The sequence below is a fragment of the Mucilaginibacter sp. KACC 22773 genome (assembly GCF_028736215.1).
GTDB lineage: Bacteria > Bacteroidota > Bacteroidia > Sphingobacteriales > Sphingobacteriaceae > Mucilaginibacter.
In genome coordinates, this window is sequence record NZ_CP117883.1 from 4,993,375 (window position 1) to 5,006,507 (window position 13,133).

Annotated in this window: 16 protein-coding genes; 12 read left to right on the forward strand and 4 right to left on the reverse strand. The window is 42.8% G+C overall.

Annotated features, from left to right (window positions below):
• The first annotated feature begins 161 nt into the window (after window positions 1–161).
• Entirely contained in the window at window positions 162–515 is a 354-nt protein-coding gene (locus PQ469_RS20450) for a hypothetical protein (RefSeq protein WP_274209336.1), read from the forward strand.
• 374 nt (window positions 516–889) lie between these two features.
• On the opposite strand, the gene PQ469_RS20455 is transcribed toward PQ469_RS20450, so the two are convergent.
• Window positions 890–3,739, reverse strand: coding sequence for a hypothetical protein (locus PQ469_RS20455; protein WP_274209337.1), 2,850 nt, complete (start codon window positions 3,737–3,739; stop codon window positions 890–892).
• Window positions 3,740–4,292: 553 nt separating this feature from the next.
• On the opposite strand from PQ469_RS20455, the gene PQ469_RS20460 reads away from it, so the two are divergent.
• From PQ469_RS20460 to PQ469_RS20470, 3 genes are all read left to right on the forward strand, one after another.
• On the forward strand, window positions 4,293–4,865 hold the full coding sequence (locus PQ469_RS20460) for an RNA polymerase sigma factor (RefSeq protein ID WP_274209338.1): 573 nt from the start codon (window positions 4,293–4,295) through the stop codon (window positions 4,863–4,865).
• Between the two features lie 25 nt (window positions 4,866–4,890).
• Window positions 4,891–5,292 carry a hypothetical protein gene (locus PQ469_RS20465; protein ID WP_274209339.1) on the forward strand — a complete coding sequence of 134 codons (402 nt, stop codon included), beginning with the start codon at window positions 4,891–4,893 and terminating at the stop codon, window positions 5,290–5,292.
• A 137-nt stretch (window positions 5,293–5,429) separates the two neighbouring features.
• On the forward strand, window positions 5,430–5,645 hold the full coding sequence (locus PQ469_RS20470; RefSeq protein WP_274209340.1) for a hypothetical protein: 216 nt from the start codon (window positions 5,430–5,432) through the stop codon (window positions 5,643–5,645).
• A 166-nt stretch (window positions 5,646–5,811) separates the two neighbouring features.
• Here the strand turns inward: PQ469_RS20470 and PQ469_RS20475 are convergent, their stop codons facing one another.
• Entirely contained in the window at window positions 5,812–6,309 is a 498-nt protein-coding gene (locus PQ469_RS20475; protein WP_274209341.1) for a VOC family protein, read from the reverse strand.
• A gap of 69 nt (window positions 6,310–6,378) precedes the next feature.
• Window positions 6,379–6,612, reverse strand: coding sequence for a hypothetical protein (locus PQ469_RS20480; RefSeq protein WP_143065552.1), 234 nt, complete (start codon window positions 6,610–6,612; stop codon window positions 6,379–6,381).
• A gap of 165 nt (window positions 6,613–6,777) precedes the next feature.
• On the opposite strand from PQ469_RS20480, the gene PQ469_RS20485 reads away from it, so the two are divergent.
• A complete protein-coding gene (locus PQ469_RS20485) occupies window positions 6,778–7,377 on the forward strand; it encodes a hypothetical protein (protein ID WP_274209342.1) in 600 nt (199 codons plus the stop codon).
• 16 nt (window positions 7,378–7,393) lie between these two features.
• On the forward strand, window positions 7,394–8,044 hold the full coding sequence (locus tag PQ469_RS20490; RefSeq protein ID WP_274209343.1) for a Pr6Pr family membrane protein: 651 nt from the start codon (window positions 7,394–7,396) through the stop codon (window positions 8,042–8,044).
• 194 nt (window positions 8,045–8,238) lie between these two features.
• On the opposite strand, the gene PQ469_RS20495 is transcribed toward PQ469_RS20490, so the two are convergent.
• Window positions 8,239–8,439 carry a hypothetical protein gene (locus PQ469_RS20495; protein ID WP_143065553.1) on the reverse strand — a complete coding sequence of 67 codons (201 nt, stop codon included), beginning with the start codon at window positions 8,437–8,439 and terminating at the stop codon, window positions 8,239–8,241.
• A gap of 242 nt (window positions 8,440–8,681) precedes the next feature.
• Here PQ469_RS20495 and PQ469_RS20500 point away from each other — a divergent pair, with 242 nt between their 5' ends.
• The 6 genes from PQ469_RS20500 (at window position 8,682) to PQ469_RS20525 (ending at window position 13,068) form a co-directional block, all read left to right on the forward strand.
• Entirely contained in the window at window positions 8,682–9,941 is a 1,260-nt protein-coding gene (locus tag PQ469_RS20500; RefSeq protein WP_274209344.1) for a metallophosphoesterase, read from the forward strand.
• A gap of 10 nt (window positions 9,942–9,951) precedes the next feature.
• Window positions 9,952–10,605 (forward strand): hypothetical protein, encoded by a 654-nt coding sequence (locus tag PQ469_RS20505; RefSeq protein WP_274209345.1) that lies wholly within the window; start codon window positions 9,952–9,954, stop codon window positions 10,603–10,605.
• Between the two features lie 54 nt (window positions 10,606–10,659).
• Window positions 10,660–10,872: a hypothetical protein gene (locus tag PQ469_RS20510; RefSeq protein ID WP_274209346.1), complete on the forward strand. Its 213-nt coding sequence runs from the start codon at window positions 10,660–10,662 to the stop codon at window positions 10,870–10,872.
• Window positions 10,873–11,020: 148 nt separating this feature from the next.
• Window positions 11,021–11,305, forward strand: a complete 285-nt coding sequence (locus tag PQ469_RS20515; RefSeq protein WP_274209347.1) for a DUF3892 domain-containing protein — start codon at window positions 11,021–11,023, stop codon at window positions 11,303–11,305.
• 310 nt (window positions 11,306–11,615) lie between these two features.
• Window positions 11,616–12,095 carry an Lrp/AsnC family transcriptional regulator gene (locus PQ469_RS20520; RefSeq protein ID WP_274209348.1) on the forward strand — a complete coding sequence of 160 codons (480 nt, stop codon included), beginning with the start codon at window positions 11,616–11,618 and terminating at the stop codon, window positions 12,093–12,095.
• A 7-nt stretch (window positions 12,096–12,102) separates the two neighbouring features.
• Complete coding sequence (locus PQ469_RS20525) at window positions 12,103–13,068, forward strand: EamA family transporter (protein ID WP_274209349.1); 966 nt, start codon at window positions 12,103–12,105, stop codon at window positions 13,066–13,068.
• Window positions 13,069–13,133 lie beyond the last annotated feature (65 nt).

Genomic DNA, 13,133 nt, shown 5'->3' on the forward strand with positions numbered 1-13,133 from the left:
TTATACATGTTCCCTTCAACCGTTTGTTCTACACGGAAAGTCAACGAAATTTTTGGTCAGCATCGGCAAGTAAGGTTATTCAAAAATATATTATTTACACGTTATTAGGTTTAGTGTGTTCTGCCGCTGTTCTGACGGACAAGAGCGTAACAGATGTAACAATGGCTAAGGGAGCATGCGGCGGATTTGTTTTTTATATGCTGATAGCCTGGATAGGACTTTTTGAACGACGGGCCAGGTTTTTAAAAACCGTTAACCAACATGCCGACAGGTATGAAAAGGAAATGCTGAATGGTACATTTACTTTTAATGATGCCGGCTTTGAGTATAAGGATAAAGAGAAAACGCTGCTTTTTCAGTGGCACCTGCTAAAATCTGTAACGGTTGTTAAGGATAATATGTGCATTGCCCTGAAAGACCCGGCCGTACTGACATTTTTTTTAAGCCGCAGGCAATTTGGCGACGTGGAGTTCCATGAACTGTTTGAACTTTTACAAAATAAAATAATAAAGTAACCTATCACCAAAAGCGTTAAGTTGTAAGTCCAAAGTCGTAAACCTAAAGTCTTTTTTTGCTTAGAGCTTATGACTTAGAACTTAATACTTTGGGCTAATATTAAGTCAAGAGTACTAAGTCGTAAGTCATTCCATCAAACTATTGATAACAACAATAAAGATGTCCGGAAGAAATGCAAAAAGCGGATGGTATGTGCGATTCCTTCCTTGTTGAAGGAGGAGGTAGGCAGCCAAATTAGGCGTTGAAGCCGCTTTGCACCCCTCCGCTCGTATAAATCCTTCCTGGCGTTTGACTTCATTCCCGACCGCCCTCAAGGGGCAGGGAATTGCACAAAACCGTGCATTTGTCATGCAGCAATTCATTGCCCGCCCAACTAAAAAAACGTAACCGGCAATACCAGTTCTATCCTATTCCTGCCTGTTCCTCCAAAAAAGTCTTCATCCAGCAAGCGGCTATACCTGATACCGAATGAGATGCTGTTTTGGTTAAAAAACCTGGTGTCAAAAAATAGCGTTCCGCCGGCCGAGCGGAAGTTTTGTTTAAAACTGCTGCCATCGGTATAAAAATCATTGGCGGTGGCGTGGGTGTAATCAAAAAACAAAGCCCCACGCAGGCGCAGCAAGTAAACCAAATTGCCAAAACCGCCATCGGGATAGGCTATCGGAAAATGGTAGGTTAAGCCCAGCTTGTTCATATCCTCCAGATTTTGGGCCGCGTAGCCTTTACTGAAAGGAAAATCGTTAGAAAAACTTATTACATCGTCCTTACCCTTTTGCTGGTGCGCCAGGCTAACTACAAAGCTATGATTGGTAACCAGGCCGGGGAAGTAAAATGAGCCTGTAGCCAACAATTGCGTGGCACTTGCACCAGCAACTGTAGCCTTATAATTTACGCTGATGCTTTGCGCAAAGGCCGGGTAAATATTTTTGCGGGCTCTTTGGGTTTGATTATTAAACGCTACGTAATTATTGAGGTAAGTATAGCTCCTATCGGCATACTGGGCGGCGTAGGGCTGCTGGAAACTGGTACGATTAAAATACAGATCGCTGCCGATGGTAAGGCCTGTAAAGTTTTTGCCTTGCGAAAAATTGAGCGGTACCTGCAAACCGCCATGCAGCTGGGTTTCGTTCCAGTACACGTAGCTGCCTTTAGCAAAGCCCCGCCTATCTAAAGTATAATCGGCACCGGCAGACAGGTACGGGAACAACGCGCCATATATGGCATCAAAGCTAAACTCCTTATAACCTTCGTTGGTGTTGTAGTTGAAAGAAACCTGCGACTGAAATGTATTCAACACGTTTTCGCCCACAATAGCAACCGAATAATTAGGATCGCTGATGTTTGGGATAAGGCTGTGAAAGTTGAACAAGCCATGCAATTTTGAATATTTGGTAACCGACAAAGGTTTATCTGTAACGCGGGCCAGCATATTGGCCGAGCTATCTTTTTCAAGCGCATGTATACCTATTAGGGGCAAATTGCTATTGGCATATAAATCACCCGCATCAATCCATTTCAGCTCTCTGCTATCAGCCCCGGTTATTTGATAGCCGGTTGCGGTAAAACCAACCCAGGCCATTTTATGATCGGTAACAGCAGGCTGATAACTGCCTATGGTAACATCATTAGCCATTGGCAATAACTCGTAAAGTTTATTAGCGCCAACCATTAAGGCAAACAACCTGTCCTGTCGCTCAACAACAGCCGAAAAGTATGCCGTATCGCCTTTTAGCGCTGTAAAACCTATCGGTTTAAATGTAAACGGCAGCAAATATTGGGCATTGCCTGTGGCTATATCAATCAACGCCAAAGTCATTTTACCTTCGGCGTTCCTTACCGCCGAAAGCAGCCGGTCGCTTTTGTAAAATTTAGGATAAGTATAAAACAGCTTTTGCGGGTTAGGCACAACTTTCAGCAGTTTACCATCAGCATTCAATATATGCAATTCGCTTTTACCCAACGGGCTAACCTGTACGGCTACAATATTATCACCATCGGCACTAAAGGCAGGGGCAAAATACTTTGCTTTTTGGGTTATGCGGTGCTCTTGCCCTGTGTTTACATCCAATAACATCAATTCGCTGTAATCCCGATATCCCCAGCGGGCATCGGGGCGATAGGTAGCATAAACTACTTTACCGTTGCGGTAATCAAAATAATTATCGAGCGAGTAGGAACGTGTACTTATTTTACGTTCCTTTTCTCCGGTTTTAACCACAAAGGCCGGCACATGATCGTAACTGCTCTTCATATATATGAGCGTACTGTCGTTTAAAAAAGCGGGATACTCTCTATCGGCATCAAAGTGCTTGGGGGCAGCAGTTTTAACAGGCTGATTTTGCATATCTGCCGCAAACTGCCCTTTAAAATAATCAAGCCCCTGGTTTGCAAATGCTTTAAAGCTGGTGCCTGTATATTTTTTTACAGCGTTTTGAAAAGGATAAAAACCGGTATAAAAGCCGGCTGCATCGTGCGTAATATTTTTCCAGATGTCGTCGCCATATTTATCCCGGCCATAGGCAACCAGCATATAGCCAAGCGGGTAATGATCGGGCGTATAATCGCGGTACGATCCGTTGCGTAGTTTCATGTAACTATAGCTTTTGCCCGCCGCCCACAACGCCCGGTAACCATTAAAAAAGTATGGCAGGCGCCCCCTGCCCTGCCGGCTTACGTGGGTTTCGTTAAACACGGCATCCCCCTCAAAAAACCAGTTGGGTACCGATAGATCGTTCCCCAGGGCTTGCCCGCCCTCGCCAAAAAGGATGTGCAGAAAACGGGATAAACCTACGTTGAAATTATTGTATTGCTGCACGTGCCTAAACTCATGTATGGCCAATTGCTGCTGCCAGGGCAGGCTGCCTATTTCAAAGCTATTTTGTTGGGGGGTTAAAAAAAACTCGCTCCTGAAAGGCGCCAAACCTACATAAGCGTTTGATATCGTAGTTTGATTTTGCAACACAATGCTAATCTGCCGCTGCTTATTACCTATAGTTAGTTTTATAAGCCCGTTCATTTGCTGCACAATATTGGCCACATTAACTGCTGCCGTATCCATCCCATAAGGGAAAATAACTTTAGCAGCCGGTGTATTTACCTGCTTCCATTTGATAGACGGCGGATTGCCCCCAAACTCCTGGGCAGCCGCCGTAGTTGCTATAGTAAACAGCAATGGCGCCAGCAAGTTGGGCAATATTTTATAAGCAGACGGGCGTTTGTTCATTAGGGGTTGAAAGTAAGTACAATTTGTAATTTAAGCAATGATATTGCTTAAGCTTTACCTTTTTTAACAAGTTAGCCATCGTGAATTTAAGATTTACCTTGGCAATCATTTGTATAAACAATGAGATTGCCGATGCTAAAACCCGATGGGGCCTGAAGGTGTAAGAAGTTCATTAAAGGCTTGTCAATACCGGGTTGTAAAGCTTGGGGAAACCCTGAATGAGAAATGAAGTTTATCGCATGGCGGCGAGTCGACTCACCCCGACGAGGCTACGCCCGTCTGCCCCTCTCTCCGCTTCGCGCATAGAGGGGCTAACAAACTGTCTTTCTTTCTTCAACCCTCTTTGCGGCTTGCCGGAGAGAGGGTGGTCGGGCGTAGCCTCGACCGGGTGAGTCTTAACCGGCGTTCAACCGAATGTTTATGTAAACCCCAGCACCTCATGGGTTGAAACGAAGGAGTCGCCAACCCGGTGCTTACCCTCCTCCCAAAAAAATCAAAATAATTTAAAATGTTTTCAATCATCAATCGTCTGTACCTTTAAAGGAATAATAAATTGATAACAGCCGTAATGCCCGAAGACAAAAACAGTCATATTATACATACCATTAAAGCGTATGGTAAAAGCCTGTTGAGTTTTATTAGGCGGCGGGTAAACAACGATGCCGATGCCGAAGACATTCTGCAGGATGTGTGGTACCAGTTTAGTTCGGTTATCAACTCGGAGCCTATTGAGCAAACAAGCGCGTGGCTGTACCGTGTAGCCCGCAACAAAATAACGGACAAGCATAAAAAAAAGACGGAGCCCCTGCTGGATGATATGCTTGCTACTGATGACGATGAAGAGGATACCGATAATTTTAAATCGATCCTGTTTGCCGAAACCAGTACACCCGAAACCGAATACCTGCGCAACCTGTTTTGGGACGAATTATTTTTGGCACTGGACGAATTGCCCGAAGAACAGAAACAGGTTTTTATTTGGCATGAGCTTGACGATGTACCGTTTGAGGAGATAGCTATCCGCACCGGCCAAAATATAAACACGCTGGTATCGCGCAAGCGGTACGCCGTGCTGCACCTGCGCAAAAGGCTTAAACAGTTATACCTTGAAATAACAGAATATTAAAAAGAATTTAAAACATTAAAAGATAATGAAAAGATCATTTTATAAAGCGCGGTTTATACTGTTCCCTATAGGAGCGGCCGCCATCCTGGCGCTCATCAGTTTTGTGGTGATGCAGTTATGGAACAACCTGCTGCCGGCAATATTGCACGTAGGCGCAATAACGTTTTGGCAGGCCATGGGCATATTTGTACTATGCAAAATACTGTTTGGTTTTGGTAAAGGCAGTAAACCGGGCTGGGCCCGCGGAGGCTCGCCGTGGATGCGCAAACGTATGGAAGAACGTTTTAAAAACATGAGCCCCGAAGAAAAGGAAAAATTTAAAGCTAAACTAAAAGATCGTATGTGTGGCTGGGAGCATCATGGCCACGGTGGATTTGGCCGCCGCCCATGGGACGATTTTGCATCGACAGAAGAAAAAGGAGATTAGTGAATAGTGAGGGGTGAGTAGTGAATGGGGAGTAGATGGGTAGGTATGCCCAGGTTGCTATAATCCGTTCACTATTCAACTCACTCACCACTTTTCACCGCTAACCATTCACCATTCACCATTCACCACTCACCAAAATGAACATCCTGGTATTTTCAACAAGCGTTAAACAAAAAAGGCAGGTAAACAAAGTAACCACTTTGCTTACCAAAATTCCGGCTATCGCCCAATGGAATTTCGACCTGGAAGACTGCGATAATATACTCCGCATCGAGGCTGAAAACCTTTCGCCCCGCTACATCGAAAGGCTATTGATAGGCGCCGGGATACATTGCCAGGAGCTGGAATACTGATTAGGTTGTACGTGTGACGTTAGACGTTGTACGTAGTTTTGATACAGCCGAACAAAACGTAAAACCACACTACTGATAACGTTGTACGTGTGACGTTTTACGTTATACGTAGTTCCCCTATACATACACCCGGACAAAACGTACAACCTACCACGTAAAACCTACACTACTTCTTTGGCGCCGGGCTGTTAATCTCAATCCAATAACCATCCGGATCCTGGAAATATAGTTGCAGCACACCGTCGGCCCTTAAGGTTGGCTCTTTGCTATCGCCTTTCCAGTTGCTGTATTTAATATTGTGGCTTTCTAAAACTTTGGCAAATTCATGAACAGAGCCAACCGAAAAACACAAATGTTCGGCTATTGGGTGTACACCGGCGCAATCGCCCTGGATGGCATGTAATTTCACCCCGTTGCCCAGGCTGTACCATTGGTGTACCGTATCTTTAAATGGATTGCCTACCTTGCGCAGATGCATTACATCGGTATAAAACGCGGTGCTTTTTTTAAGATTTTTTACGCAAATGGCAACATGATCAACCACCGGCACAGCATCGGTGCCCGATTGGGCCAGGCAAAAGCCCGGTAATATAAGGGCAGCAATTAACCATATTAATTTAAGACTACCCGGTTTGCGGGTATTAGGATTAAGTAAAAGGCTCATTTTAAGTTTTTTGGTTTAAAAACCTAAAGATATGTGTTTATATAACACTAAGGCCAAATCACAGAAATATTACTTAACCAGATATTGGTGATCAAACTCGGTTTCGGGGACAACATTAACCGTATTGTTCCTGTTCCAGTCATCAATATCTATTAAACCCATACGGGTTTGGTAATGGCCGTCATCGTTGGGGCATTTAACCACGTAAAGGCCTTCTGGCGCCAGTTCAATAACCGGGCGCGCACCGCATGTTTTACAAAACCTGCAGTTTATCGTTTTTGGTATATTAACGTAACTCCTCATATTATCTTTGTTTACGTTCAATAACCTGCTACGGTTGCTTATTTGTTAATATAATGCAATAAAAAATATTTTACCATAATATGCTATTCAATATGCACCTGGCAAGCCTATTGCCCACAAAAGTTCGCCAGGCTGGTATTAATTTCTTTTATTATATTTATTGCCATGCAGCCTGATATTGAACAGTTAAAAACCACTTACAAAAACCTAAGCGACGATAAGCTTACCAGCCTTGCCATAACCGAAGCCGCAAGCCTAAGACCCGAGGCGTTAGATTTACTAAAAGCCGAGATAAAAAGCCGCGGGCTGGATGAAGGTATTATGAACGGCGTAAATGTGCAACTTACCACTCCGGACAGTTTAGCCATTGATAGCTATATCTCGCTTATCCGCAACCAGCCATGCCCGGTTTGCAGTAGTACGGCCCAACCACTTAACGCAATAGTAATTGGGAGTGTTAAAAGCTTTATTATATTAACTCATTACAAGAAAAAGCTTATGATTGCCTGCCCTTCATGCCTGCAACAAGCCAACCAACGTGCTACCTCGTCAACAGCCTTAATGGGCTGGTGGGGGTTACCCTGGGGAATTATACGCACATCGCAGGCATTATTCCGTAACATGAAAGCCAACAAAGTGATCAGAACCGATGAGCCCTCGGATAAGTTAATCTCCTTCGTAAAAACAAATGTTGGTGTAATAGAGAGTGTACGTAAAAACAACCATTCGTTACAAGTTATGTTAGACAGCGTTAATAAGCGATAAAACCCGACCCATGATTGTGCAAAAACTAAATAAACTGGCATTCATATACGCCATATTGTTAGCGCTGATTGTTTGGTTTTCTGTCGTTTTGCAATTTATTATTTCTACAGCTGCCTATACGCAACAAGGCCGTACATTTGGTGGCGCCATAGTGCAAATCATCAGTTTTTTTACAATACTAAGTAATATACTGGTTGGGCTTTGCCTGGTTGCTGTTGTTTTAAACAAAGCTTCGGCGTTTAAAAAATTCTTTAGCAGCAACAGTGTGGCTACCGCTGTAGCACTTTACATCACCATAGTGGGCCTTATTTTTAACACGGTATTACGCAGCATTGTAAATTTAGATGGCTTGTTTGCGCTAACTAACGAATTAACCCATGTATTTAACCCGGTGGCTTTTGTTATCTTCTGGCTGTTTTTTACCGCTAAAACAAAATTATCGTGGCGGCAGTCCGCCGGTTGGTTGTGGTACCCGTTATTATACCTTATGTATGTACTTATCCGCGGCGCAGTTTTCCATTTTTACCCCTACCCTTTTGTTGATGCCGATAAACTGGGTTATCAGCAGGTGGCTGTCAATTCTTTTTTTGTGATGATGGCTTTTTTATTGTTTGGGTGCTTATTTCTGATGTTAAACAACAAACTGGCAGCAAGGATATATCAATAATACTTTATGCTGATTAGCATCCTCTAAAAACCCGGCGTATAACTTGCCAAGTTATAGCCGGCGATGTGGCGACATCTAATTAAAAGTAAAAAAGACGCCGGATTTTTCAGGTCCGGCGTCTTTTTCAGGAAAGCCTTAAGTTTTCGGCTTCCTATATGGCGTATTAACAGGATATCAAATTGTTTGTTACGAGTTTAATCGTTCCATAAATGGTTAAACGGGAACGATGTGGCCAGTTTGCTTTTTATAAAATGATCTTCTTCTTTTTGTAAGCAATCATTGGTGTAAACGTCTTCGTCGGCATTCACTTTTAAAATGCTGCCTGCAATACGCTCAACAATGGTTGATAGCGTGGTTACTTCGGTGTCGGGGATTTGGATTGTTAATATTGCCATGGTAGTTGTTTGTTTTAATTGATATTTCAAAAATAATTCTTTGTTACTAATGCAGTGTTTGTTTAAAGTCAAAAATTAATCATTTGATTAACTTTTATAAAACGCCATAAAAACCCTATCTATTGTTGCCCCTAAAAAGGTTTAACATTGTTTAACAAATAGCTTGTAACCGGGCGCCCGTTAGTATGATGACGATTAAGAATCGCTAATATTTTATTAAATTGCTTTTTTTCTATTTATTTATGCATGTCAACGGCCTTCTGAAAGTCTTCCTGATTATATCTGCAATTAGTTTATTATTTGACTGGTATGTATTCTCCGGGTTAAAAACATTAATTGCCGGCTGGCGCTCCCGGCTTTGGCAAAAAATAGTTTTATGGGGATACCTGCTGATTTCAATTGGTGTTACAGTTTTATTTGTAACCGGCTTGCAGGCTTTTAAAACCAACACCGGCATGCGGCCTTTTCATGAATGGGTATTGAGCCTGTTCCTCACTTTTTTTATCACCAAACTGTTTTTTATAGCTGTAATGTTTTTGGGCGATATCGGGCGGTTTCTGACAGGCTTATTTAAATTGGCAACGCAATCTCACGATAAACCGGTATTTCCGGCCCGCCGAAAATTCATCAGCGAAATTGCAGTTTTGGTAGCCGCAATTCCATTTACTTCTCTTTTTTACGCAATACTGAAGGGCAAATATGATTACCGCTTACACAAAATAACCCTTTATTTTGATGATTTGCCTGCCGCCTTTGACGGGTTTACCATAACCCAACTCTCTGATATCCACTCCGGTAGTTTTGATGATGTAGCGGCCATGCAAAAGGGCATAGATTTGGCCATAGCGCAAAAAAGCGACCTGTTTGTTTTTACAGGCGACCTGGTAAACAATGCTGCCGCAGAAATTGAGCCTTATTTAGACCGGTTTGGATCGATAAAAGCACCCTACGGCCAGTTTTCTATCCTTGGCAATCATGATTACGGCGATTATATTGAATGGAAAAGCCCCGAAGCCAAAGCTGCCAACCTGGAAACCCTGAAACAGCACCATCAAACTTTGGGTTACCGCCTGCTTCTCAATGAAAATGTTACTATCGAAAAAGAAGGCCAAAAAATCTCGCTCATTGGGGTTCAAAACTGGGGCCGCGGTTTTATACAAATGGGCGATTTAAATAAAGCGCTCCGTGATGTACCCAAGGATGCCTTTAAGGTATTGCTATCGCATGATCCTACCCATTGGGAAGATCATGTGCGATATAATCCGGCCAACATCCATCTCACCCTATCGGGCCATACACATGGTGCGCAATTTGGCGTAGAGATTCCCGGCTTTAAATGGAGCCCGGTTAAATACAAATATCTCGACTGGGCGGGCCTGGCCAACGAAAAAGGCCGTTACTTATATGTAAACCGTGGTTTTGGTTTCCTGGCCTTTAGCGGCAGGCTTGGCATTTGGCCCGAGGTTACTGTTATTGAGTTGAAGAAAAAGGTTACAGCTTAGCCACACCGACATGAACAAGTTGCTGCAATTGATTTTGGTGTTACTGATTTTTACTTCGTGCAGGCATCACAAGCCTAAACCGGTTAATAAGTTGTATGTTCCATCAGACGAAGCTGAGATTACAACGCTTGCTTTTAATTACATTATGCCATCAGATAGTGTTTTAAAAGCACATTTAATTAAATACAAATTCCCCGCATCCCAAACAGATAATATCGAACAGCTAAAAAATCAATTAGATACTGCCAGGCTGTACATTTTCATTGCAGATACCTTGATGAGGATACCAGAGGATTATCTGAAAAAACAGGCTAAAGACAGGCACAGGAACGACAAAGATATAGTAAAAAATATGCTGGTAGATAGCTGGGCGCCCGAAGTGATCATTAACGAGAAACCAGGCATTTTCCAACTTAAAAACCTGTCATTTACCTATAACTACGAATACACGCTTTATAATCAACGAAAAAGACTGCCGCCGGTTTTCTTTAACGCAGGCATGTTCAGGATGTCAGCGGTGTTTTTTAATCACAATAAGACCAAAGCTTTTGCCTACATTGAAAAACGCGGCGGGCTTGTTGTAGCCCAGGGCTATGATATTTTCCTGGAAAAGAAAAAAGGTAACTGGTTTGTTGTGTTGTGCGATATAGATTGGTCATCCTGATTTCTGGCAAGGTTTTTATACCTTTTATGCCATATCTATAAAAAACATAAAAACATGGCAACATCCAACGTAAAAGAGATAGGCAAAGGAAACACAGAAGTGAAACCAGCGCACAGTACCTGGGAGGTGATGAAGCCCTTTGTACATTTTGGCCTAAAGGCCACCGGGCTTATTGCAAGCGCGCTTATCACGATAGTTAAAAATATCCCAAAACCAGGCAAGCACAAACAACCTGAATACAAGAATGATACGGTTATTAAGATTTAACTTATAACATTTATTTTGACATTACAAAGGCCGGATGCAACTTTTCGACCCCGTATTTTAACGGGGTCAAATACCGTGTTTTCACGGATTGACGGCCGTTTTTAAAATCCCGACATTTAACATCGTTAACCCCTGAAATTAACTAACGATGCCCCTACAAATAATCGGTGTTCACAAAACCAGCGATGCGCATGATAACCCTTACCTGGCTATCAACTCGTTAATGTGGATTGATGATCATACTCAAAACCGCGGCATTACTTCCAGGGATGTACTTTTCGATTGGATAAATGATAACGGCCTGGCTTATATTCTTGATGACGAAGGCAACAAATCCAAATTACTCACAGCAACTACCAAAAGCGGCCTCAAATATGTACGTACTGTTTTTGATGAAACAAAATCCGACAGGCTGTTAAGCCTATCGGCCTAAAAAAACCTATAAAAAACCTAAACCTTCGTTTTTTATACCTCAACCTTGTAAGCAACCTTCGTTATATGTTTAACGGAGGTTTGCTTTTTTTTGCCCCCTGAAGAAGAGTCAAGAACCAAGAATTAAGAGCTTAGGCTTGAGATTACCCGCATAAAACAAACGCCGCCTTAATATTGGGTTACGTTTCATAAAACATCCTCGCTTATTTAACCAGAATCCATCACACCTCCTAAACCATACTTTTGTTGAATTAAATTCATTTTTATAAATTATTATTGAATTTAATTCTGTTAATAACTAATATTACCGCATGATTAACGAAACAGAAATAGTTTTAGACAAAACCGATCTGCAGATATTACGCTTAATGCAGGACAACGCCCGCATATCAAACGCCGACCTGGCCCGGGAGTTGGGAATGGCGCCTTCGGGAATATTGGAGCGGGTGAAAAAGCTGGAACAAAAAAATGTTATTCAGCAATATGTAACCAAAATAAACCCAACCGCGTTGCAGCAAAAATTGCTGGCCTTCATTTTCATGAAAGCCGCCGACGGGCCGGGTTCTGATAAAACCACGCAGGAGCTGGCCAAAATACCCGAAGTGCAGGAAGTACACCATATAGCCGGCGACGATTGCTACCTGATTAAGGTACGCACTTATGATTCGGCATCGCTGATGCACCTTATGCGTACACACTTTAGCAAAATACCACACATTTTGAACACGCGTACCACCATAGTACTCGAAACCGTGAAAGAACAACAACAATTAGTTATACCCGAAAAATAAATATACCATGGCCACATCTTCACAAAAATCCGCCTCGCCCCTGTTGGTTATCATAGCTTTTGCTACGGTTTACTTGGTTTGGGGTTCTACCTACTTTTTTATAAAAATGGCTGTTGATGGTTTCCCTCCGTTTTTGCTGGGCGCAATCCGTTTTTTTATGGCAGGCGCTTTATTGCTTACCTGGTGTGCTGTTAAAGGCGAGCGGATTTTTGTAAAGCGCAATATGATCCATGCGGCAGTAAGCGGATTTTTATTGCTGGTAATTGGCAACGGGGTAGTGATATGGGTTGAGCAAGCCCTGCCAAGTGCTATGGTAGCAATTATGGTATCAGCTCCGCCAATATGGTTTGTATTGCTTGACAAGCCAAACTGGGGCACCAATTTTAAAAACAAAAGCACCATTATTGGCCTGGTAATTGGCTTTGCAGGTGTAATATTATTATTTAGCGAGCAGATAGAAAGTATGATGGGACCGGCATCCGGGCCGTCAAAACTGCCCGGAATGCTTTTATTAATAGTAGGTACATTGGGCTGGGCATCGGGCTCTCTTTATTCAAAACATTACAATACGCAAGGATCGGCAGCGGTAAATACCGCATGGCAAATGCTGTTTGCAGGTGTCGTATTTATACCATCGAGCTTTTTACGCCACGAAGTTCAAACACTTAACTGGGGCGCAATACCGGCACATAGCTGGTACGCGCTGCTATACCTTATCGTTTTTGGATCAATAGCTGCATTTAGCGCCTACGTTTGGCTGTTACAGGTACGCCCGGCAACACAGGTTGGTACTTACGCCTATGTAAACCCGGTTATAGCTGTAATATTGGGCGTACTTTTTGCCCACGAAGGTGTTACCCTTATACAGGTGGCCGGCCTGGTTGTAATATTAGCAAGTGTGCTGCTGATTAATTTGAGCAAATACCGGAAGGAAAAAGCCGCAAAACAGGAACTTGCGGAGAGCATCTCATAATTGTCCCCAACGGAGTTGCTGCATAAACGCGCTTTTTATTTAAGCAACAAAAATGTCACACAATA